General features: G+C 73.0%; 18 protein-coding genes and 1 pseudogene. 14 read left to right on the top strand and 5 right to left on the bottom strand.

The features are described 5' to 3' along the window. Positions 1-135 precede the first annotated feature (135 nt). The 5 genes from ENE75_RS02555 (at position 136) to ENE75_RS02535 (ending at position 6,696) form a co-directional block, all read left to right on the top strand. Positions 136-2,850: an ATP-binding protein gene (locus ENE75_RS02555; protein ID WP_158288839.1), complete on the top strand. Its 2,715-nt coding sequence runs from the start codon at positions 136-138 to the stop codon at positions 2,848-2,850. 76 nt (positions 2,851-2,926) lie between these two features. Next, a complete protein-coding gene (locus ENE75_RS02550; RefSeq protein WP_128195300.1) occupies positions 2,927-3,679 on the top strand; it encodes a PEP-CTERM sorting domain-containing protein in 753 nt (250 codons plus the stop codon). Between the two features lie 79 nt (positions 3,680-3,758). Continuing rightward, complete coding sequence (locus ENE75_RS02545; RefSeq protein WP_128195298.1) at positions 3,759-4,385, top strand: PEP-CTERM sorting domain-containing protein; 627 nt, start codon at positions 3,759-3,761, stop codon at positions 4,383-4,385. Positions 4,386-4,457: 72 nt separating this feature from the next. Then, positions 4,458-6,251 (top strand): serine hydrolase, encoded by a 1,794-nt coding sequence (locus ENE75_RS02540; protein WP_128195296.1) that lies wholly within the window; start codon positions 4,458-4,460, stop codon positions 6,249-6,251. 31 nt (positions 6,252-6,282) lie between these two features. Next, positions 6,283-6,696 carry a globin family protein gene (locus ENE75_RS02535; protein WP_128195294.1) on the top strand — a complete coding sequence of 138 codons (414 nt, stop codon included), beginning with the start codon at positions 6,283-6,285 and terminating at the stop codon, positions 6,694-6,696. Positions 6,697-6,715: 19 nt separating this feature from the next. Here ENE75_RS02535 and ENE75_RS02530 read toward each other — a convergent pair whose 3' ends face one another. Beyond that, the gene (locus tag ENE75_RS02530; protein WP_128195292.1) at positions 6,716-9,988 is read right to left on the bottom strand and encodes a TIR domain-containing protein; all 3,273 of its coding nucleotides are present in this window, start codon (positions 9,986-9,988) and stop codon (positions 6,716-6,718) included. A 102-nt stretch (positions 9,989-10,090) separates the two neighbouring features. Here ENE75_RS02530 and rocF point away from each other — a divergent pair, with 102 nt between their 5' ends. Next, positions 10,091-11,020, top strand: coding sequence for an arginase (gene rocF / locus ENE75_RS02525; protein ID WP_128195290.1), 930 nt, complete (start codon positions 10,091-10,093; stop codon positions 11,018-11,020). A gap of 8 nt (positions 11,021-11,028) precedes the next feature. Beyond that, positions 11,029-12,162, top strand: a complete 1,134-nt coding sequence (locus tag ENE75_RS02520) for an NAD(P)/FAD-dependent oxidoreductase (protein WP_128195288.1) — start codon at positions 11,029-11,031, stop codon at positions 12,160-12,162. A 61-nt stretch (positions 12,163-12,223) separates the two neighbouring features. On the opposite strand, the gene ENE75_RS02515 is transcribed toward ENE75_RS02520, so the two are convergent. The 4 genes from ENE75_RS02515 to ENE75_RS02500 all read right to left on the bottom strand — a co-directional run bounded on the left by ENE75_RS02515 (position 12,224) and on the right by ENE75_RS02500 (position 15,990). After that, positions 12,224-12,655, bottom strand: a complete 432-nt coding sequence (locus ENE75_RS02515) for a c-type cytochrome (RefSeq protein ID WP_233258887.1) — start codon at positions 12,653-12,655, stop codon at positions 12,224-12,226. Positions 12,656-12,789: 134 nt separating this feature from the next. Then, the gene (locus ENE75_RS02510; RefSeq protein ID WP_128195286.1) at positions 12,790-14,199 is read right to left on the bottom strand and encodes an MATE family efflux transporter; all 1,410 of its coding nucleotides are present in this window, start codon (positions 14,197-14,199) and stop codon (positions 12,790-12,792) included. 96 nt (positions 14,200-14,295) lie between these two features. Further along, positions 14,296-15,099 (bottom strand): SDR family NAD(P)-dependent oxidoreductase, encoded by an 804-nt coding sequence (locus ENE75_RS02505; protein ID WP_128195284.1) that lies wholly within the window; start codon positions 15,097-15,099, stop codon positions 14,296-14,298. Positions 15,100-15,159: 60 nt separating this feature from the next. Next, positions 15,160-15,990 carry a M90 family metallopeptidase gene (locus ENE75_RS02500; RefSeq protein WP_199232195.1) on the bottom strand — a complete coding sequence of 277 codons (831 nt, stop codon included), beginning with the start codon at positions 15,988-15,990 and terminating at the stop codon, positions 15,160-15,162. A gap of 119 nt (positions 15,991-16,109) precedes the next feature. Here ENE75_RS02500 and ENE75_RS02495 point away from each other — a divergent pair, with 119 nt between their 5' ends. The 7 genes and pseudogenes from ENE75_RS02495 to ENE75_RS02465 all read left to right on the top strand — a co-directional run bounded on the left by ENE75_RS02495 (position 16,110) and on the right by ENE75_RS02465 (position 21,935). Beyond that, positions 16,110-16,727, top strand: coding sequence for a flavin reductase family protein (locus ENE75_RS02495; protein WP_128195282.1), 618 nt, complete (start codon positions 16,110-16,112; stop codon positions 16,725-16,727). Between the two features lie 45 nt (positions 16,728-16,772). Then, positions 16,773-17,096, top strand: coding sequence for a 2Fe-2S iron-sulfur cluster-binding protein (locus ENE75_RS02490; RefSeq protein ID WP_128195280.1), 324 nt, complete (start codon positions 16,773-16,775; stop codon positions 17,094-17,096). A gap of 20 nt (positions 17,097-17,116) precedes the next feature. After that, positions 17,117-17,932, top strand: coding sequence for a FadR/GntR family transcriptional regulator (locus ENE75_RS02485; RefSeq protein WP_128195278.1), 816 nt, complete (start codon positions 17,117-17,119; stop codon positions 17,930-17,932). Positions 17,933-18,128: 196 nt separating this feature from the next. Further along, positions 18,129-19,028, top strand: a pseudogene (gene ltnD / locus ENE75_RS02480) (L-threonate dehydrogenase); the annotation flags it as partial. After that, complete coding sequence (gene otnK / locus ENE75_RS02475; protein WP_128195274.1) at positions 19,025-20,323, top strand: 3-oxo-tetronate kinase; 1,299 nt, start codon at positions 19,025-19,027, stop codon at positions 20,321-20,323. The pseudogene ltnD and the gene otnK, both read left to right, overlap by 4 nt. Then, on the top strand, positions 20,320-21,285 hold the full coding sequence (locus tag ENE75_RS02470; RefSeq protein ID WP_233258886.1) for a tripartite tricarboxylate transporter substrate binding protein: 966 nt from the start codon (positions 20,320-20,322) through the stop codon (positions 21,283-21,285). The genes otnK and ENE75_RS02470 overlap by 4 nt, the downstream gene beginning before the upstream one ends. Continuing rightward, positions 21,282-21,935, top strand: a complete 654-nt coding sequence (locus tag ENE75_RS02465; RefSeq protein WP_128195272.1) for a class II aldolase/adducin family protein — start codon at positions 21,282-21,284, stop codon at positions 21,933-21,935. Before ENE75_RS02470 ends, ENE75_RS02465 begins: the two co-directional genes overlap by 4 nt. Positions 21,936-21,938 lie beyond the last annotated feature (3 nt).

The following is a 21,938-nucleotide window of genomic DNA, read 5'->3' as shown; positions in this document are numbered from 1 at the left end:
AAGGTCTGTGGGCATGGTTGTCTCATGATGCTTCCAGGCAAGGGGGGTGAGCGCAGTCTGAGGGGTGCGCCGCCCGAAGTCGTCAGCACACCGTCGGTTTCCGGTCAGCGCCGTCGTTGGCGGCAGAATGTGCCGGTGACCGAGCGCAGTGCCGTCCCAATGATCCGCTTCGGCGAGTTCGAGCTCGACATCCCCGACGCCCGGCTGCGCCGGTCGGGCACGGTGGTGGACCTGCCGCCGAAGTCGTTCGAACTGCTGGTTTGTCTCGTCCGCCGGCCGCAGACCCTGGTGCCAAAGGACGACCTGCTCGACATCGTCTGGGGCCGACGCTTCGTCAGCGAAGGCGCGATCAAGACCGTGGTGAGCGAACTCCGTGCCGCCCTCGGCGACGATGCCAAGGCCCCGCGCTGGATCGAGACCGTGCCGCGGCGGGGCTACCGCTTCATCGGCGACGTGATCGCCGAGCAGGCACCCACGCCGGCGGCAGCGTCGGCTACTGAACCGGCGCCCGGGCCGCTCTCGAAGGCCATGGCCGGCCTTGCGGCACCGGCACCCGACGGCAACCTGCCGCCGCCCGGGCCCGCGCTGTTCGGCCGCGACGAGGACATCGCCGCCCTGTGCGAGCAGGTGGACAGCACTCCGCTGCTCACGCTCACCGGGCCCGGCGGCGTCGGCAAGACCCGCCTGGCACTGGCGGTGGCCCGGGCGCGACAGGGGCGGCATGCCGGCGGCGTCTGGTGGCTGCCGCTGGCGCCCCTGGCCCCGGCCACGACCGACTCCGGCATCCTGCGCAGCGCACTTGCCCGTGCGCTGCGTATCGCCCCGTTGGGCACTGGCAGTGACGCCGAGCTGGTGCGCGCCATCGGTGGCCAGCCGCTCCTGCTGGTGCTGGACAACGCCGAGCACCTGCTCGACGTTCTGGCCCCCTGGCTGGCCGACTGGGCGCCCCACCTGCCCGGGCTGCGGCTCCTGATCACGAGCCGGGAGCCGCTGCAGTTGCCAGGCGAGCAGGTCTGGCGCGTCGCACCCCTGCCCGTGCCGGCCGGCGGCGAGGACAGCACCGCCGCGGACATGGCCGGCAACCCCGCGCTGCGGCTGCTGGTGACGCGCATCGGCGCGCGGCTGCAAGGGTTCACGCCCGGGCCGGCGCAGCAGCAGGCGCTGGCGAAGATCTGCCGCTCGCTGGATGGCCTGCCGCTGGCCCTGGAACTCGGTGCAGCACGGGTACCCGTGCTCGGGGTGCACGGTCTGGCGGAGCAGCTCGAGGACGACGCCGCCGGACACCGCCTGCAGCTGCTGACGCAGGGCGCACGCACCGCCCTGCCGCACCAGCGCACACTGCGCGCCACGCTGGACTGGAGCCATGCGCTGCTCACGCCCACCGAACAACGCGTGCTGCGCCGGCTGGCGGTGTTCCGCGGCGGGTTCACGGCCGCCACGGCCCGCGCCGTGGCCACCGCCCCGGGCGAGGACCCCTGGACCACGCTCGACGCGCTGGCCACGCTGGGCGACAAGTCCATGCTCGTGGCCGCAGCACCCGATGCGCCGGACGCCCGTATCGGCATGCTGGAGAGCGTGCGCGAGTACGCCCTGGAACAGCTGGAGTCCAGCGGCGAGGCAGACGCGACGGCACAGCGGCACCTGCTGGCCATGGTGGCGCTGTTCACCGAGGCCGAGGCCGAGGCGTTGGACGTGCCCCAACTGCCCTGGCTGGCCCCATTGGAGCCGGAGCTGGAAAACCTGCGCAGCGCGCTGCGCTGGGCCGAAGCCCACGCCGACGACCCCACGGTGACCGACGCACGGCTGGACCTGGTGGCTGCCTCGGCCCGCTACTTCCAGCGCATGGCGCTGTCGGCCGAAGGCGCGCGCTTCTGCCTCGCGGTGCGCGCCAGCGCCGAGACCCACCGTGATCCCCTGCGGCGCGCAGGCATCGATCTGGCCGTGGGCACGCTCTGCCGCTTCACGCCGATGCTCACGGCCGAGGAGCACCTGGCCTTGGCGCGCCGCGCGGTGCAGACCTTCGAGGACCACGGCGACACGCCACGGGCCCACTACGCCCACTACCTGGCCTGGGCCCTGGCACTGGAGGTGGGCGAGCACGTGGCGCGGGCCCACCATGTCGACCGCATGTACGAACTGGTCCAACCGTCCTGGGGGCCCATGCGAACGCGCCTGATGCGCAGCGCCTGGGCCCAGGACCAGCGCCTGCTGGGCCACGCCGACACCTTCCTGCAGGCCTGCCGGGAGGACCTGGCCCTGCTGCGCGACCTCGAGGCCCAGGCCGAGAGCTGGATTGCCGCCCACACGCTGATGCTGGCCGAGCACGACCTCGGCGAGGTCGACCGCGCGCTGGCCATCGGCCAGTCCGCCATCGACGAGATCCGTGCCGCGGGCCGGCTGCGTGGCCAGACCCAGCTGCTGGTCATGCACACGGCGATGCGCGCCGATGCCGGCGACGTGGCAGGTACCCGTGCCGCGCTGGCCGACGCCGTGCCCACGCTGGGCACCATGCAGATCACCGAGCTGTTGTGGCTGGCCATGGCGTGGCTGGCCTGGCACGAAGGCCGCGGCGCCGATGCCGCGCGTCTGCTGGGCTGGTTCGACTCGCCGGTGCGCGGCTGCGGGGCCTATGGGCCGCGCACCTTCACGCGGCGTTCCATCGCCAGGCTGTCGGCGCTCCTCGACACTGCACTCGGCGCGCGCGAACACGAGGATCTCCAGGCCACCGGCGCGGCGCTGGGGCAGGCCGAGGCCCTGCGGGTGGGCCTGCGCACATCCGACGGCGACCGCCGGCGCGCACCGCGCCCCGGCACCCCGCCGCAAACCGACGCAAACCCGACCGCTTCCTGACGACAGCGCGCGCGGCGCTCCCGACACTGCCGGTCATCGATCCTCCAGATCGTGACCCCTTGTCCAGGAGCCCACCATGACCACCATCCGTCCCACCTGCAGCGCCACTGCACAGGTTCCCGCTCGCCGTCGCCCGGCCACCCGGCCAGCGCGTCGCACTGCCATCGCATCGTTGGCCATCCTGGCCACCGTCGCTGCCACCAGCGCACGCGCCGAGTTCACGGTCTTCGACGACCGGACCGAATTCCTTGCCGCCACGCTGCAGACCGCCACGGAGAGCTTCGACGGCTGGGTCAAGGACACCGGCTTCCACACCAGTGCCGTGGACGTCGGCGCCTTCACGCTGTCGATGACGCCTGGCGCGGGCACGATCTACAACCTGATCGACGCACCGCCACTGACGTCGAACTCCACTAACATCAATGGCTCGACGCATCTGATGGTCTTCACCGACACCGGCATCGACCTGACGTTCAGCTTCGACCAGCCCATCACGGCCTTCGGCGCCGACTTCAAGGGCATCAACGACGAATTCGAGCGCACGCAGTTCAGCGCCGACGGCAGCTTCATCACCGTGCCCGGCGAGCCGGTCAACCTGCAGCTGACGTTCTTCGGGTTCACCAGCGACACACCGTTCGACAGCCTGACCTTCCACGGCGTGCGCAACGACATCTACGGCATCGACGACGTCACCTTCGGCACCGCGCTGCGCGTCCCGGCGGTGCCGGAGCCGGGGACCATGGCGATGCTGGGCCTGGGGCTCGCGGGCGTCGCCATGGCACGTCGCCGTGCCACCGGGCGAGTCGGCCAGGCGGTCACCGGGGCCTGACCGCCGGCGGCGTCACGCACCTCGCGGCGGCACGGTCGTGCCGTTGCAGCACCCTCCACTGTGTTCCGGGAACGACTTCATGACATCCATCTTTCACCGTGTTGCGCACGCGTGGCGCTGCGCGCCGCTGCTTCTGGGTCTGGCCACTCCGGCCTGTCTGGCCGCGCCGATCACCATCGACTTCGGCGGCGGGGACGGCCCGTTGCCCTATACCGAAAACGGGTTCATCGTCCAGGGTGGTGGCGCCCAGGGCTGGGCCGGCGTGACCGACACCGTGCTGCAGGACACGGCGCTCGCGGCCGGCGAAAGCATCCGGATCGCGCGCCAGAGCGGCGGCAACTTCCGCCTGCTGTCCTTCGACCTCTACCGCCACGACAGCCTGCACGCGACCTTCGACCTGCTGGGCTTTCTGGATGGCCTGGAGGTGGTGGACTTCGGCAGCTACGCGCTGGGCGGCGGCGAGGTCTTCCAGACTCTGATGAGCAGCAGCAACGCGCTCGTCGATGAACTGCGCCTGGTGGGCACCGGCGGCCGCGGGCCGCACGTCGTCTGGGACAACTTCGTGTTCGACGTGGCACGACAGCCGGTCCCGGAACCGGCCTCCCTGCCCCTGGCGCTGGCCGGCGTCGCCACGCTGGCGCTCTTCGGTCGCCGCCGGGCCCGTCGGGGCACAGCCCGCGCCGGCAACCACGCGCTCACCTCCTGATCCCGGGTCGCGTTGCGCACGGCGCGGCACCCCGCCCATACGGCCCCGTCCGATTCACTCGAGGAGAGACCCATGAAACCCAAGCTCCATCTGACTTTGGCGCCCCACCGCTCTGCACAAGCCCTGACCGTGCTGGCCCTGGCCTCCGGCCAGTGCCTGTACGGATCTGCCGCGTCGGCGGCCACGGCGCCCACCCCGGCCGACGCGCTGCGCCTGGCCGTGGCCCGGGCGCAAGCCGCGTCGCCTGCACCCGCCAGATTGCCGGGCCTGGTGAAGAACTACCTGAGGCTGCTGAAGCAGGCGCCGATCGAAGGTGTCGACGAGGCGCCGGAGGCCAGCCCGGGTGACCCGGCCGGCCTGGCCATCGTGCTGCCGCAAGTCCTGTCCACCGTCGAACAGGCCTTGGCCACCGCTCCGACGGCGATGCTCGGCGCGCTGGAGGCAGCGCACACGGGCTACGCCGCCGGGCTGACCAAGCTGCACGCCGGCAGCAGCGACGCCACGCCCCAGCACCTGGTCGGCGTGCTGACGGCGATGGCCGACGGCCAGGCCGCGATGGACCAGGCACTCGACATCGCAGCCGTGATCGACCCGCCCGCCGTGGCGCTGTTGCTGCCGGCCGTGCAGGCCGCGCGCGAGGCGGCGCGCCGCACCAGCCGCAGCACCCTGGACCTGGCCCTGGCCGTCGGCGTCGGCGCCGGTCGCCTGGCGCCGGCGGAGTCCGCGCTGCGCACCGCCGACGCCCTGTTCGACGCCGGTGACTACGGCGGTGCAGGCCAGCAGTACGCCGGCGCCTTCGGCCTGGCGGCCAATACCGTGGTCTTCAGCATGGACCGCTTCGAGCAGAACCTGCGTGGGGTGTTCGACGCCAACACCGTGGGCTGGTCGTATGCGCTGTCGCAAGGCGGCAACCTGGCGCGCAGCGGCAGTTCGGGCCTGGCCCGCACCGGGGCCGACCAGCCGCCCACCCCCCAGTCGCCGACCAAGAAGATGCATGTGGCCAGCGTCAGCAAGACGATGACGGCCATCGTGGTGCTGCGCCGTCTGGCCGAGATGGGGCTGTCGGTGGACACCGCCATCGGCCCCTGGCTGCCGCTGGGCTGGACACGTCCCGCCGATGTCCACGGCATCACCTTCCGCCAGCTCTTGACGCACACCAGCGGATTCGGCCAGAACGCCCCCGGCGGTAACGACTACCTGAGCCTGCAGGTGATGGCGGCGCAGCCCGTGCCGGGCAAGGGAGGTTTCGACTACGAGAACGCCAACTTCGGCCTGCTGCGCGTGATCACCGCCAAGCTGCTCGGCCTGGACGCTTCGGCGCTGCCCTTCAACGCAGGCGCGCTGACCTCGGCGGCCTTCCTGTCGTATGCCCAGACCGTCTTCGACGCTGCCGGCGTGCCTTTCAGCTGCGAGCCTCAGGGCACGAACGCCACGCGCCAGTACGACTTCCCCGACAGCGGCAACCCTGGCTACGCCGAGCCCTCGCGCGCCCTGAACTGCGGCGGCTTCGGCGTGCAGATCAGCGCCACGAACCTGGCGCGCACGCTGGCCTACCTGCGCTACACACAGGACCTGATGCCTGCGGCGCAGTTCCAGGCCATGAAGACCGGTTTCCTCGGCTTCATGAACCCCACCGACTACGACTACGCGCAGGGCATCTTCGGCACGTACCACACCCACGGCGGCGACTGGGACCACACGGGATCGGGCGGCCTGGACGCCTGCGTGATGGTGTTCCCGATCAACGTCGAGGCCGCCGTCACCATCAACTCCAGCCGCAAGGAACTCGGCCAGGGCTACCCCAACGGCGGGTACCAGTGCCGGGTCATCAAGTGGGCGTTCGAGAACGCCTGGGTGGCGAACTGAGTGCCGCCGTCAACCCTTCGAGGACAACACCATGCATCCGAACACGATCCAGCGCGTCCAGGCCAGCTGGGCTCGCGTGCAGCCGATGGCCGACGCCGCCGGCGCGCTCTTCTACCGCAACCTTTTCGCTGCCGACCCTGCGCTGCAGCCGCTGTTCCGCGGTGACATGGCGGTCCAGGCCCGCCGGCTGGTGCAGATGATCGACGTCGCCGTCCGCGGGCTGGGCGATCTGCCGGTCCTGCTGCCCGCGCTGCGCGCGCTGGGCCAGCGCCACGAAGGCTACGGCGTGCAGGCGCGGCACTACGACACGGTGGGTGCGGCGCTGCTGGCCACGCTGGCCCAGGGCCTGGGCGAGGACTTCACGCCCGAGGACCGCGACGCCTGGGCCGAGGTGTACGGCGCGCTGGCCGCGGCGATGCAGGCGCAGCCGGTCGAGCTGGCGTGAGCGCGCCGTCGCGCGCGCTTCACCCGGAGCCCGCCAGGTCCGCGGCCAACGCGGCGAAACGTGGATCGTCCGGGGCCAGGCGCAGCGCCTCGGCGGCATCGGCGCGTGCGTCGTCACGTTGGCCCATGGCCAGGAGCGACAGCGCACGCAGCCACCACCCCTGGCCGTCGTCGGGGCGTGCCGCAATGACGCGCGACGCCGCGGCCTCGGCGCCGGCGTAGTCGCCCAGCAGGTGGTGGCCGACGGCCTGCATCTGCTGCGCGCCCACCGCGTCGGGCTTCGCCGCCTCGGCACGCCGGCCCCAGGCCAGCACGGCGGCGCCGTCCTGTGCCGCCATCGCCGCCTCACCCGCCGTCAGGCAGGCGTCCGCCAGCGCCAGCCGCGCTTCGTCGAAGCCGGGCTGCGCCTCGAGCACCGCCTCGAGGTCGGGCACGGCCGCGGCGGGGTCGCCGTCGGCCAGCGCCGCTCGCGCACGCCACCAGCGCACGTTCACCGCACGCGGGCCCACGTCGCCGAGCGCCAGCACGGCATCGGCCAGCCGGCGCACCGCAGCGCCGTGGCCGGCGTCCACCTGCGCGTGCGCCCAGTCCGACGCGTCGTGCAGACCCTGGTCGTCGGCCACGAGCAGCGCCGCGGCTGCGGCCACGCTGTCCTGCGGGCCGTCGACCACCCAGCCGATCAGGCGCGGCACCACGGCCGGCGGCCAGGGGTCCGGCGTCTGGAAGAACTGGCCGCTGACGCGCACGCCGCCCTCGTCGTCACGCTCGACGCGCACGTCGCGCGGCGCGCTGTGCCGGGTGGAATCGAGGTAGCGGCGCACGAGGCCCAGGCGCGCGATGCGCAGCGCATCATCTGCGGCCGCCGCGTCCACCGCGGCACACAGCGCCGGCCAGCTCTCGTCGTCGAACGGAGCGTCGCCAGCGGCCAGGGCCGCCGCCGCGGCGCCGGCCGCATCGGCATCGGCGCCCTTGAGCGCGTGGTTCAGCAACCACCGCCGCAGCGCCGCCCCGCTGAAACCGCCGGCCTCGAAGGCGCGCCCGTGTGCCGCCAGCAGCTTGCCGCACAGCGCATGCACGATGCGGCGCTGCGCGGCATGGCCATGCGCCGCGGTATCCAGCAGCGCGGGCAGCACCGCGCGCAGCAGCGCCGGCTCGCGCAGGAAGCCGTCGTAGAAGCCGGTGTCACGGTCGCTGGTGCCGTCGAGCAGGGCTGCCAGCGCCGGCTGCACCAGCGCTTCCACCGGCGGCGCGTGCGCCATCGCCTGCCAGCGCACGCGGGGCCGGCGGTCGCGCAGCAGTTCGGCCAGCCAGGCCATCGCGGCCGGCTCGCGCGGCAGCGCCTGCAGCGTGTGCGGCAGGGCCTCGGTGGCCGCGTCGTCACCGTTGTCGTGTGCGGCGCGCAGCGCGCCGACCAGGTCCGCCCCCAGACCCATCACGCCGGCGGCCTGCGCGGCGACGAAGCGCAGGCCGCGGCCCGTGGGCTGCGAGAACACCGCCTGCAGCAGCCGGCGCGCAGCATCGAACACCGACGCACCGGCCTGGCCGCGGCGCACCAGGCGGCGCATCACCGCGTCGAGGTGCAGCGCCACGCGCGCGTCGGCATCGCCGGCCACCGCGGCCAGCCCGCCCAGGGCCGCGGCGATCGCGGCGTCGGCCGCATCGTCGGGACCCGCGGACATCTGGTGGCGCAGCACACTGGCCGGCACCCGGTGCAGCGTGAAGCGGCGCGTGTGTGCGTCGCCCGCGGGCTGGAGCCAGCCGCGGCGCGCCAGGCGGCCCACGGCCGGCGTGCCCACGGCAGCCGCCGGCAGGGGCTCGCCCAGCGCCACCGGTGCCAGCAGGGCCAGCGTCAGCGCCGCCGAGGCCAGGCCGGGTTCGTTTTGCAGCGCCTGCAGCGCCAGGCCGAAGGCCTCGGCCGCGCCGCGCAGCGCGGTGTCGTCCACCTCGCCACGCAAGGCCTGCATCAGGCGCTCGGTCTCGGCCGCTGGTTCCCCTTCGGGCAATGCCGCCAGTTCGGCCACGGCCAGGCCACCGTCGAGCAGCGCCGCGCGCAGCACCGTCAGCGCCAGCGGCAGCCCGCCCACCCAGCGCACCACCGCGGCCCAGCGCTCGGCCGGCAGCCAGCCGGGCTGCACCGGCGGCGCCGTCAGCAGCGCCAGCCCGGTGGCGACGTCCAGCGGGCCGATGGTCAGCGTGGCGTCGCTGTCTCGCAGGACATCGCTGCGGCGCGTGGTGACGAGCACCGACAGATGACGCGGCGCAGGACACCAGTCGCCGATGCCACCTTTGCCCGCGCCGGGCTCGGGCAGGTTGTCGATCACCCACAGCATCGACCCCGCGGCCACACGCGCCTGCAGCCGGGCCGCCAGTGGTGCGGACAGCGCCTGCCAGCGTGCGCCGGCAGCGGCGTCGTCGGGCAGGGCCGACGTGGGCTCGGGGCCCAGCGCGGCCCACAGCCGCAGCCCGGCAGCGACCAGGGCATCGGGGCCTGCTGCCGCGTCCACCCAGACCACGCCACCAGGAAAGGCCCGCCGCGCGTGCCGGGCGACGAACTCGGCCGCGCACAGCGACTTGCCGCTGCCGCCCAGGCCCTGCAGCACCACGCGACGTGCCGGCGTGTAGGCGCGCGCACTGACCGCCTCGTGCACCAGCCGCCACAGCAGCAGCGCACGCCCGTGGAAGTCGGCGCCGCGCGGCACCGGCATGTCGTCGGTCAGCCACACCGGCGCCGCGGGTTCGGCGGGTGCCGGTGCCGGCGCCGCCCACGGCAGCGGCTGGTCGGCGCCGGAGCGCAGACGCACCAGCGTGTCGTCGGCCAGCGCGGCCAGCCGCTCGCCGATGCTGCGGCCGTCGCCACCCTGCAGCCGCGCCCGCACCAGCGCCGCCAGTGCGTCGGCACGGTCGGCGGCGGGCCAGGACACCGCTGCCAGCGCGGGGGGCAGCTGCGCGACGACGGCCTCGACGTCCCCCGCCGTCGGCAGGGCGACGACGACGGCGTCGGACAGGTCGGGCGCGCTGTCGGGCGGCGACGGGTCGAGCCGCCAGCCGCTGGTCAGCAGCCGGAACTCGTGCACGCACCAGGGACGCTGAAAGTACGCGACGCCGGCGAAGACCACGGCCACGCGCGCGGCCATCAGGGCCGCACCGATGGCCGCAGGGAAGGCCGCGCCGTCGGCGATGTCCTGCTCGTCGAGGAAGACCGTCACGCCGGCGGCGGCCAACGCGTCGTGCAGCGCGCGGGCTTCCGCGCGGTGCGCGCGCCGTGCGTAGGAGAGGAAGACCTCGGCGGCCACGGCGGCACGCTAGCACCGCACGCGGGGTGCGGCAAGCGGCCAGCGCGGCCGGAAAGGCCGTCGCGCGTCGCACGGTAGCGTCGCTCCGCGCACAATGGCCACATGACCCGACCCGTCTCCCTCATCGGCGCGCCGACCGACATCGGCGCCGGCGCCCGCGGTGCCAGCATGGGCCCCGAGGCCCTGCGCGTGGCCGGCCTGCAGGCCGCGCTGGAAGCCCATGGCCTGGACGTGCTGGACCGCGGCAACCTCGCCGGCCCGCCCAACCCGTGGCAGCCGCCCACCGACGGCTACCGCCACCTGCCCGAGGTGGTGGCCTGGAACCAGGCGGTGCACACCGCGGTGCACGCGGAGCTCGACGCGGGCCGCATGCCTATCCTGCTCGGTGGCGACCACTGCCTGGCCATCGGCAGCATCAGCGCGGTGGCCCGGCATTGCCGGGAGGCGGGCAAGAAGCTGCGCGTGCTGTGGCTGGATGCGCACGCCGACTTCAACACCAGCGTGCTCACGCCCAGCGGCAACATCCACGGCATGCCGGTGGCCTGCCTATGCGGCCATGGGCCACAGGCGCTGATCGAGATCGGCGGCACCGTGCCGGCGATCGCACCGAAGGTGGTGCGCCAGATCGGGATCCGCAGCGTCGACCCCGGCGAGAAGCGCTTCGTGCACCAGGTCGGGCTGGAGGTCTTCGACATGCGCTACATCGACGAGATGGGCATGCGCCACGCGATGGAACTGGCCCTGGCCACGATGGACGCGAACACCCACCTGCACGTGAGCTTCGATGTCGATTTCCTCGACCCCGAGATCGCGCCCGGCGTGGGCACCACCATCCCCGGCGGGCCCACCTACCGCGAGGCGCAGCTGTGCATGGAGATGATCGCCGACAGCGGCCGCCTGGCCAGCCTGGACATCATGGAACTGAACCCGGCGCTGGACGTGCGCAACAAGACCGCCGTGCTGGCGGTCGATCTCGTCGAGAGCCTGTTCGGCAAGAGCACGCTGATGCGGGACCCCGAGCGGCGACGCTGATCATCGGCATGGGTCTGGATTTCGACGTCGCCATCGTCGGGGCCGGCATTGCCGGTGGCGCCTTGGCCCATGCGCTGGCGCCGCAGGCCCGCGTGCTGCTGCTGGAGCGCGAGCCCCAGCCGGGCGTGCACAGCACCGGTCGCAGCGCGGCGATGTTCATGGAAAGCTACGGTCCGCCACAAGCGCGCGCGCTCACGCGCGCCAGCCGGGCCTTCTACACTGCACCGCCGGAAGGCTTCGCCGACGCACCGATCCTGTCGCCGCGCGGCGCGCTCTACGTCGCCTGGACGGCGCACGCCGCAGCGTTGGACAGCACCGAAGCCGGCCTGCGCGCCACCGGCACCGTCATCGAACGCCTGGGCCCGGCCGAGGCGCTAGCCCGCATGCCGTTGCTCCGCGAGCACACCGCAGACCACGGTGCCCTGCTCGGCGCACTGTGGGAACCCGATGCGATGGACGTCGATGTGCACGCGCTTCACCAGGGCTACCTGCGCGGCGCGCGGCGCCAGGGCGCCGCGCTGTGGTGCGATGCCGAGCTGCAGCAGGCCACGCGCACGCCCGAGGGCTGGACACTGACGCTGGCCGACGGCCGCACGCTGCGCGCCGAGCGGCTGGTCAACGCCGCTGGCGCCTGGGCCGACGTGGTCGCCGAGCGCTGTGGCAGCACCCCGCAGGGCCTGCAACCCAAGCGCCGCAGCGCCTTCACCTTCGACGCCCCGGCCGACCACGACTGCCGCGGCTGGCCGGTCACCGCCGCCATCGACGAGCGCTGGTACGTCAAGCCCGACGCCGGCCAGCTGCTGGGCAGCCCGGCCAACGCCGACCCGGTGGCGCCGCACGACGTGGTGGCCGAGGAACTCGACATCGCCACCGCCATCCACCACATCGGCGAGGACACGGCACTGCAGATCCGCCACCCGCGCCGCACCTGGGCCGGGCTGCGCACCTTCTCGCGCAGCGGCGAACTGGTCATCGGCAGCGATGCGAACGGCCTGTTCTGGCTCGCCGGCCAGGGCGGCTACGGCATCCAGAGCGCGCAGGGCGCGGCCATGTTGGCCGCGGCCCTGTTGCGCGGCGTGGCGCCGAACGACGCGCTGCGGGCGCAGGGCGTGCAGGCCGCGGCGATGGCGCCGCTGGGCTGAACCGGCAGCAGCCGGCGTGCGCCCGCCGACGCGCGTGACGGCGGTGCGCGCCGGCCGGCTGTCACTTCACCTGGATGCGCGCCAGGTAGTCCAGCAGGGCCACGATGCGCCCGCGCACGAACCACTCCGGCTGCGCCGCCATGCCCGGATACTGCATCGCCTGCGCACGGAACGTGCGGCCCCAGACCGGCATGTCTCGCGACCCGTGCGGGCCGATGTCGGCCGAGGTGCGGCCGTCGATGATCTCCCACACCAGTTGGTTAGGGAACGCGCCGCCGTTGCGCTTGGACAGCGTGGTCAGGTCGCTGGGCGACTTCGTCAGGTAGCCCTTCAGCCACCCGTCGCCCTTGCCGCTGGCGCCGTGGCAGGTCGCGCAGTTGCTCTCGTACTCCAGCCTGCCCATGTCGGCATCCGTGATCTGCGCCCACGCGCTGCCGACGCTCACTCCACACATCACGGCAGACAGTGCTGCGGTCTTGGTCCAGATGTTCACCTTCGTCGCCACCTTGCCCGGGTTTGAATCGCCCCGCTTCGGCCGGGTGTGTCCGCTGCGGGACTGCCTGGTGACTGTGAACTCCGATAAACCGTCTGGGGTATTGATGGCCATCAATGGTCGCGACGGCCGCCTCAGGCCCGCGCGTGCTTCCACCCTCCGCGGGAGAACAGCCACAGCGTGAACACGCCCACCGAGGTTTCGGAGACGAACACGGCCCAGAACACACCGGTGGCCTGAAGACCGAGGTGCAGCGCCAGCGCCCAGGCCAGCGGGATCTGGATCAGCCAGAAGAACACGAGGTTGATGCGCGTCGGCGTCACCGTGTCGCCGGCGCCGTTGAAGGCTTGCACCGCCACCATCCACCAGCCGTAGACGAAGTACGAGTACGACAGGATGCGCAGCCATTCGGCGCCGATGTCCACCACGGCGCGCTCGCCCGTGAACAGGCCCATCAGCTCGCGCGGGAACAGGAAGAAGACCACCGACACGGCCAACGTGATGGCCATCGTCATCCAGCCGATCCGCCAGACCGCGGCCTCGGCCCGGGCCGGTTCGCCGGCCCCCAGGTTCTGGCCCACCAGCGTGGCCGCGGCGTTGGACAGGCCCCAGGCCGGCATCAGCGTGAACATCATGATGCGGATGGCGATGGTCGCGCCGGCCACGGCCGCGCTGCCCACCTCGGCCAGGATGCGCATCAGGAAGATCCAGGCCGTCATCGCGACGATCATCTGCCCGATACCGCCCAGCGAGGTGCGCACGATGTGCCAGAAGGTGGCCGCCTCCAGCCGCCACTGCGCCGAAGTGATGCGCAGGTGCTGGCTGCCACGCAGCAGGATCCACGTCTGCATCGCCACGCCGGTGCCGCGGCCGATGACGGTGGCGATGGCCGCGCCTTCCACCCCCATCGCCGGGATCGGCCCCCAGCCGAAGATCAGGATCGGGTCGAGCACGATGTTCAGTGCGTTGGCCACCCACAGCACCCGCATCGCCACCGCGGCGTCGCCGGCGCCGCGGAAGATGGCGTTGCCCACGAACAGCAGCATGATCACCACGTTGCTGCCCAGCATCCACTGCAGGTAGCGCACGCCGTGGGTCAGCGTCCAGGCGTCGGCGCCCATCAGCGCCAGCAGTTCACGCGCCCAGACGATGCCGGCGACGGCGAACGGCAGCGACGCCAGCACCGCGATCACGATCGCCTGCACGGCGCTGACCGCCGCGCCAGGGCGGTCGCCCTCGCCGGTGCGGCGGGCCACCACCGCCGTGACCGCCATCGCCAGCCCGATGCCGATGGCGTAGAGCAGGAAGAGGAAGGTCTCGGTCAGCCCCACCGTGGCCACGGCCGAGGGGCCGAGCCGGGCGACGAACCAGATGTCGACGACGGCGAAGGTCGACTCCAGCACCAGCTCCAGCACCATCGGCACGGCGAGCAGGAACACCGCGCGCTTCAGCGGGATCTTCGTGTAGTCGGCGCCGGTGCCGCGGACGGCGGCACGCAGTTCCTGCCAGAGGCTGGGCGCCGTGGCGGTGTCGGTCGGATTCATCGAAGCATCGGTTGGTGTGGGCCCGCCCGGCCCGACGTCAGGACGACGTGTCAGGCCGGTCGGTCTCGACGCCGCAGCTCAGCGCTTGTGGCGCATTCAGCCTCGCCCCGGCACCGGTACCCCGCTGCGCGCGCCCAGGTGCATGCCGCCGTCGAGCATCAGCAGCTCGCCGGTGGTGCTGCGGGCGCCTTCGATCAGCCACAGGATGGCCTCGGCCACGTCCTCCGCCTCGCTCGCACGCGCCAGCGGCGCCGCCGCCTCGTAGCCGGCCTTGACCTTGCGGAAGCCCTCCTCGCCGATGCCGTCGCTGAACCAGCGCGTGGTGATCAGGCCCGGACACACGGCGTTGACGCGCACGGCGGGCGCCAGCGCCCGCGCGAAGTACAGCGTCATCGCGTTGAGCGCGCCCTTGCTGGCGATGTAGGGCACGCTCGAGCCGATGCCCAGCGCGCCCGCAGTGGAACTGACGTTGACCACGCAGCCGCCGCTGGCCTGCAGGTGCGGTGCGGCGGCGCGGATCATCTGGAACGCGCCCATGGCGTTGACGCCCACGATGCGCTGGAAGGTCTGTGCGTCGATCGCGTCCCAGTTGGCGGCGCCGGCGAAGCTGGTCATGCCGGCGTTGTTGACCAGCGCGTCCAGCTGGCCCCAGCGGTCCAGCGTGGCCTGCACCAGGGCGCGGCAGGCGGTGTCGTCGGCCACGTCGCCCTGCAGCAGCAGGGTCTGCGCGCCGGCGGCCTCGCCCACCGAGCGGCAGGCCGCCTCGGTGGCGCGGGCCTCGGTCTCGCTGCGCGCATAGTGGATCACGACGTGCCAGCCCCGCGCGGCCAGGGCCGTGACGGTGGCGGCACCAACGCCGGTGCCCGAACCGGTGACGAGGGCGACGCGTGGGGTGTGCATACCCGCAGTGTCGCTGATCGGGCCCGGTGGCATGACCGGCCGCGCCAGGCCGATCGCCGGCTACCAGGCCAGCGGGTCGACGCCGTAGTAGACCGACAGCACGTGGTACAGCGCCGGATGGGCCTGCGCCAGCGCCGCCGGGCACTCGAAGAACCGCTCGCTGGCCACGGCAAAGAACTCCGCCGGCGCGCTGGCGCCGTAGGCGCCGATCAGCGTGCGCTGGCCGGCGGCCTCGCGCTGGCGGGTCTCCGCGAAGGCGGTACCGAAGGCCGCGGCCCAGCCGGGGTAGCGGTCACGGTGGCCCAGGAAGGGCGCGCCGGTGGCCGCGCCGCGCTGCTGGTCGAGCTGGTGCGCAAACTCGTGGATCACCACGTTCTCGCCGTCGGCCGGGTCGGCTGCGCCGGCCAGCACGTCGGGCCAGGACAGGATCACCTGGCCGCGCTGCCAGGATTCGCCCGACTGCACGCGGCGTTCGCTGCGCCACAGCCCAGCGCCGTCGGGCACCGTGCGGTCGACGACGAAGGCCGCGGGATAGAGCAGCACCTCGCGCAGGTTCGGGAAGCTGCCGGCATCGTCGCGCAGGCGCAGCAGGGCCGCCTGCGCGGCCACCAGCACCCGCATCTCGGTGGTCACGGCCAGGCCGTTGCAGCCGACGAACGGCGTCTCGGCCAGCAGCACCAGCATCTGCCGGCGCAGCCGGGCCTGCAGGTTGGGCGGCAGGCGCGCGTAGAGCGGCCAGCGCCGACGCAGGATGCGCCGCCAGGTCGTCGGAAAGGGCTGCTGCCGCCAGCGCGCCTGGCGCAGCCGCCGCCAGGCGGCTGGGCCCAGGAAGACGCCGACCAGCGCGGTCAGCGCCAGCAGCAGCACGCCGACGGCGATCCAGGGGGCCACGGAAGCAATCTCGGGGAAGCCGTCGATGGGTAGTCACATGCGGCCACTTCCGCCGGCTTCAAGCGTCCGGTACGGCGCCCCGTCCAGCACCCCGGGCGGCGACGGGTTAGCCTTGCGCCATGCCCGACCGCCACTCCTACGAACCGCGCCACGGCCATGGCCTGCCGCACGACCCGTTCAACGCCATCGTCGGCCCGCGGCCGATCGGCTGGATCTCGACCCGTGCCGCCGACGGCACGCTGAACCTGGCGCCCTACAGCTTCTTCAACGCCTTCAACTACACGCCGCCCCTGATCGGCTTTGCCAGCATTGGCTGGAAGGACACGGTGCGCAACATCGAGCAGACCGGCGAGTTCGTCTGGAACCTGACCACGCGTCCGCTGGCCGAGGCCATGAACCAGAGCTGCGCCGCGGTGCCGCCCGAGGTCGACGAGTTCCAGCTCGCAGGGGTGACACCCGAGGCGTCGCAGATCGTCGCGCCGCCGCGCGTGGCCGAGAGCCCGGTGGCCTTCGAGTGCCGGCTGACGCAGTTGATCCGACTGCAGGGCGCCGATGGCAATGCCGTGGACACCTGGCTGACCCTGGGCGAGGTGGTGGCGGTGCACATCGACCGCCACCTGCTGGTGGACGGCATCTACGACACCGCCGCCGCGCGCCCGGTGATGCGCGGCGGCGGGCCGGCCGACTACTTCGAGCTCGACCCGGCCGCGCGCTTCCGCATGTTCCGCCCGCGCTGACGCGCCGCCACAATTCGCGGCCACACCCCGCCGACACTGCCTGCCATGCCTGACATCACCTTCATCGAGGCCGACGGCGAGATCCATGCCTTCGAGGCGCCCGAGGGCGTCTCGCTGATGGCCGCGGCCACCGGCGCCGGCGTGCCCGGCATCGTGGGCGAATGCGGCGGCCAGCTGCGCTGCGCCACCTGCCACGTCGTCGTCGACCCGGCGTGGGTCGAACGCCTGCCGCCACCGTCTTCGGACGAGCAGGCGATGCTGGCGCTGACTGCCGCGCCCTGCGAACAGGGCAGCCGGCTGTCTTGCCAGGTCATGCTGACCGGTGACATGCAGGGGCTCGTGCTGCGCGTGCCGGCCTCGCAGTACTGACGACAGCAGCACGGCACACCATGCCCCATCAACTGCCACTGGAACAGCTGCCACCGCTGCGCACGGGCCTGCGCCTGTCGGAGCAGCTGGCCGACGCCCTGGCCGCCGGCATCCGCGAAGGGCAGCTGCCGCCCGGTGCGCGGCTGCCCACGGAGAGCGCGCTGGTGGCGCGCTTCGGTGTCAGCCGGGCGGTGGTCCGCGAGGCGCTGTCGCGGCTCAAGACGCTGGGGCTGGTGGCCTCGCGACAGGGCGCCGGTGCCTTCGTGGCCCAGCCAGCAGCGCCCGCGCCGTCCCTGGCGCTGGCGCCCGACGGCTCGATGGCGGCGGTGATCCAGATGGTGGAGGTAAGGCGTGCGCTGGAGGCGGAGAGCGCCGCGCTGGCCGCGGCCAGGCGCAGCGCAGGCGACCTGCGCCGCATCCGCGCGGCACTGGCCGCCGTCGACCGCGACGTGGCCCGGGGCGGCGACGGCGTGGAGGCCGACGTCGCGTTCCATGCCGCCATCGCGCACGCCGCCGGCAACCCCTACCTGCTGGCCACGCTGGGTTACCTCAACCGCTTCCTGCTCGACGCCACGCGCGTGACGCGCGCCAACGAGGCCACCCGTGCCGAGCTGGGCCAGCAGGTGCGTGACGAGCACGCTGCCATCGTGGCGGCCATCGATGCCGGTGATGCACTGGCGGCCCGCCTGGCAGGCGCGCGCCACATGGTGGGCGCTGCAGAGCGCATCGGCCGCGCCGACGCCGGCTTCTGGCGGCGCCGTGGGCAGGCGCTGGCGGAGCATCTGCGCCAGGAGCTGGCGGCGCACGCTGCGCAGGGCGTCGACCACACCGGCTGAGCCGCGGCGGTCGCCTCGCGTCGCACGGCGACGCGGCAGGCACGGCGTCACGCCCGCCAGTACATCGGCACCACATCCGCGCGAGGCCCGCGCGGGGTTCGACCCTCGACCACCCCCGGGCATCCCCCAAAGGCGCTGCCACGTCGACCACCCCATAATTTGTCTGACAACCTGACGACTTCAGGTCCGGAGCCAGCAGATGACAGCCAGCGCGGTGGGGGTGATCGGTCTGGGCGCGATGGGGCGCGGCATGGCAGCGTCGCTGCGACGCGCCGGGTTCGCGGTGCACGTGCACGACGTGCGCAGCGGAGCCGCCGCGGCCTTCGCCGCCGAGGGTGGAACGGCCTGTGACACCCCCGCTGACCTGGGCGCACGGTGCCCGGTGGTGGTCTGTGTCGTGGTCAACGCGGCGCAGACGGAGGACGTGCTCTTCGGTCAGGGTGGCCTGGCGGCCGCGATGGCACCTGGCAGCGTCTTCGTCATGTGCTCCACCGTCGACCCGCGCTGGAGCATCGCGCTGGAGGCCCGGCTGGTCGAGCGCGGCCTGCTCTACCTGGACGCGCCCATCTCCGGCGGCGCAGCGCGCGCCGCGGCCGGCGAGATCACGATGATGACGTCCGGCAGCCAGGCCGCCTACGCCAAGGCCGGTGCCGTGCTGGACGCCATGGCCGCGCGCGTCTACCGCCTGGGCGACCGCGCCGGCAACGGCAGCACCGTGAAGATCATCAACCAGCTGCTGGCCGGTGTGCACATTGCAGCCGCCGCCGAGGCCATGGCCCTGGGCCTGCGCCAGGGCGTGGACGCCGCAGCGCTGTACGAGGTCATCACGCACTCGGCCGGCAACAGCTGGATGTTCGAGAACCGCATGGCCCACGTGCTGGCAGGCGACTACACGCCGCTGTCCGCGGTGGACATCTTCGTCAAGGACCTCGGCCTGGTGCTCGACACGGCCCGCGCCAGCACGCACCCGCTGCCGCTGGCCTCCACCGCGCACCAGATGTTCATGCAGGCCAGCAGCGCCGGGCACGGGCGCGAGGACGACAGCGCCGTGATCAAGATCTTCCCCGGCATCACGCTGCCGGGTGCTGCGGCATGACGGCCCCCGCCACGGCGCACGGCCTGCTGCTGGGCTGCATTGCCGACGACACCACCGGCGCCACCGACCTGGCCAACAACCTGGTGCGCCACGGGCTGCGCACGCTGCAGACCATCGGCGTCCCCACCGAACCGCCGGGCGCCGAGGTGGATGCCGTGGTCGTGGCGCTGAAGTCGCGCACGAACCCGGCCGCCGAGGCGGTGCAGCAGTCGCTGGCGGCGCTGGCGTGGCTGCAGGCGCAAGGGGCGGCGCAGATCTACTTCAAGTACTGCTCCACCTTCGACTCCACGCCGCAGGGCAACATCGGCCCGGTCACCGACGCGCTGCTCGATGCCCTGGGCAGTGACTTCACGATCGCCTGCCCGGCCTTCCCGGCCAACCAGCGCACGGTCTTCCAGGGCCATCTCTTCGTCGGCGAGCAGCTGCTGTCGGACAGCGGCATGCGCCACCATCCGTTGACCCCGATGACCGACGCCAACCTCGTGCGCGTGCTGCAGGCGCAGACCCGTCGCCGCGTGGGGCTGGTGCCGCAGGCCGTGGTCGCGCGTGGCCCGGCCGCGATCCGCCAGCGCTTCGACGCGCTGCGGGCCGACGGCGTGGGCATTGCCGTGGTCGACGCGATCTGCGACGACGACCTGCACCGCATCGGGCCGGCGCTCCACGGCATGCCGCTGGTCACCGCCGGGTCGGGCATCGCCATCGGCCTGCCGGCCAACTGGCCCGGCCGCGTGTCCGACGCCGCCACCGCGGCGCGGCTCCCAGCCGTGCACGGCAGCCGCGCCGTCGTGGCTGGCAGCTGCTCGCAGGCCACGCAGGCGCAGGTGGCACGGTTCCGGGCCAGCGGGCAGACCGCATTCAGCGTCGACCCACTGGCCATCGCCCGCGGCGAGGACGTGGTGGCCGCGGCACTGCAGGCGCTGCGGCCAGCGCTGGCGCAGGGCCCGGTGCTGGCGTACGCCACCGCCGACCCGGCCCAGGTGCAGGCCGTGCAGCAGGCCCTGGGCGCGGCGCGCGCGGGTGCGCTGGTGGAAGACACGCTGGCACGCATCGCCTGTGGACTCGTGCAGGCCGGGGTACGTCAGCTCGTCGTCGCCGGGGGGGAGACCTCCGGCGCCTGCGTGCAGGCTCTGGGCCTGTCGCAGCTGCAGATCGGACCGCAGATCGCCCCCGGTGTGCCCTGGTGCCACGCCGTATCGCCGCAGGCGCCCGACGGCCTGCTGCTGTCGCTGAAATCCGGCAACTTCGGTGGCCCGGACTTCTTCCTCGAAGCCTTCACGATCCTGGAGGAACCATGACCCTGAACCGACGTCAGTTCGCGGCCGCCATCGGCGCCGCGGCATTCGCCCATCCGGCCTTCGCCCAGGCCTGGCCAACCGGCCCGCAGCGCCTGGTGGTGCCGTTTCCGCCCGGCGGCCTGCTCGACCGTGTCGGCCGCCTCGTCGGCCCGGCGCTGGCCGCCGACCTCGGCCAGCCGGTGGTGATCGACAACCGTTCGGGCAGCGGCGGCAACATCGGCACCGATGCCGTCGCCAAAGCTGCCCCGGACGGCAACACCTGGCTGCTCGGCTCGCCAGGGCTGGCGATCAGCCCGCACCTGTACCGCAAGCTGCCCTGGAAGGCGCAGGACTTCTCGCCGGTAGCGCTCGTCGGCAGCCAGCCCAACGTGCTGCTGGTGCCCGCGGCGTCGCCGTTCCGCAGCGTGCAGGAGCTGGTGGCGGCGATGAAGGCCAGCCCCGGCCGCTACCAGTACGCATCCAACGGCTTCGGCACCTCGCTGCACCTGTCGGCGGAACTGCTGAAGTTCAGGACCGGCACCTTCGTCGTGCACATCCCGTACCGCGGCAGCGCACTGGCGATGACGGCCCTGCTCGGCGGGCAGGTGGACTACATGTTCGACAACCTCTCGCCTGCCCTGCCGCAGATCCAGGCGGGCAAGGTTCGCGCGCTGGCAGTCACGTCGGCCGCACGCGCGCAGGCCCTGCCCGATGTGCCAACGCTGCAGGAGTCCGGCGTCGCGGGATTCGACGTCAGCGCGTGGTTCGGTTTGCTCGTGCCCGCCGGCACACCGGCGGCCGTGGTGCAACGCCTGGAGCAAGCCGTGGCCAAGGCCGTGGCCGACCCGGCGGTGTCGAAAGCGCTGCAGACGCAGGGCATCACGCCCGGCTTCCGTGGCGCCGCCGACTTCGCCAGCCACCTGTCCCGCGAGACGGCACAGTGGCGCGACGTGGTGGCCTACGCCAACGTGGTGCTGGATTGAACGCCGACGCCGCCCGAGAGGCGATCCGCCGCTGCGGCGCGTCGCTCTACCAGCGCGGCTACGTGCACGCCAGTGCCGGCAACATCAGCGTGCGGCTGGGGGACGGCAGCACGCTGATCACGCCCACCGACGCCTGCCTGGGCGACATCGACCCTTCGGCGCTGGCCCACGTCGACCGTGAGGGCCAGCCCCTGGGCGGCGCCACGGCCAGCAAGACCCTGGCCCTGCACCGGCGGATCTACGCCGCCGACCCGGCGGCGCGCTGCGTGATCCACACGCACGCCACGCATTTGGTGGCGCTGACCCTGGCCGGCGTCTGGGCGGCGGACGACATCGTGCCGCCGATCACGCCCTACTTCGTGATGAAGGTCGGCCACGTCCCGCTGGTGCCGTACCACCGCCCGGGCGACCCGGCGGTGGCCGATGCCGTGGTCGGCCGGATCACGAACGCACAGTCGCGCGGTGCGCCGTTGCGCGCCGTGATGCTGGAGCGGCTGGGCCCGGTGGTGTGGCATGACAGCCCGGCGACGGCCAGCGCCGTGCTCGAGGAACTGGAGGAAACCGCGCGCCTGTGGCTGATGACGCGCGCAGGGCCGCTGAGCGAGCCGCAGATCGACGAACTGCGCCGGCACTTCGGCGCCAGCTGGTGAACC

It is taken from the genome of Rubrivivax albus, assembly GCF_004016515.1.
Lineage (GTDB): Bacteria > Pseudomonadota > Gammaproteobacteria > Burkholderiales > Burkholderiaceae_C > Rubrivivax > Rubrivivax albus.
The sequence above is the reverse complement of the archived record's forward strand: the minus strand, read 5'-3'. Positions and strand labels throughout refer to the sequence as shown.

Coding starts and splice junctions, on each gene's coding strand:
- ENE75_RS02520 (WP_128195288.1), top strand. CDS start 11,029: ATGGGTCTGGATTTCGACGTCGCCATCGTCGGGGCCGGCATTGCCGGT.
- rocF (WP_128195290.1), top strand. CDS start 10,091: ATGACCCGACCCGTCTCCCTCATCGGCGCGCCGACCGACATCGGCGCC.
- ENE75_RS02485 (WP_128195278.1), top strand. CDS start 17,117: ATGCCCCATCAACTGCCACTGGAACAGCTGCCACCGCTGCGCACGGGC.
- ENE75_RS02535 (WP_128195294.1), top strand. CDS start 6,283: ATGCATCCGAACACGATCCAGCGCGTCCAGGCCAGCTGGGCTCGCGTG.
- ENE75_RS02540 (WP_128195296.1), top strand. CDS start 4,458: ATGAAACCCAAGCTCCATCTGACTTTGGCGCCCCACCGCTCTGCACAA.
- ENE75_RS02470 (WP_233258886.1), top strand. CDS start 20,320: ATGACCCTGAACCGACGTCAGTTCGCGGCCGCCATCGGCGCCGCGGCA.
- ENE75_RS02505 (WP_128195284.1), bottom strand. CDS start 15,099: ATGCACACCCCACGCGTCGCCCTCGTCACCGGTTCGGGCACCGGCGTT.
- ENE75_RS02545 (WP_128195298.1), top strand. CDS start 3,759: ATGACATCCATCTTTCACCGTGTTGCGCACGCGTGGCGCTGCGCGCCG.
- ENE75_RS02550 (WP_128195300.1), top strand. CDS start 2,927: ATGACCACCATCCGTCCCACCTGCAGCGCCACTGCACAGGTTCCCGCT.
- otnK (WP_128195274.1), top strand. CDS start 19,025: ATGACGGCCCCCGCCACGGCGCACGGCCTGCTGCTGGGCTGCATTGCC.
- ENE75_RS02510 (WP_128195286.1), bottom strand. CDS start 14,199: ATGAATCCGACCGACACCGCCACGGCGCCCAGCCTCTGGCAGGAACTG.
- ENE75_RS02490 (WP_128195280.1), top strand. CDS start 16,773: ATGCCTGACATCACCTTCATCGAGGCCGACGGCGAGATCCATGCCTTC.
- ENE75_RS02495 (WP_128195282.1), top strand. CDS start 16,110: ATGCCCGACCGCCACTCCTACGAACCGCGCCACGGCCATGGCCTGCCG.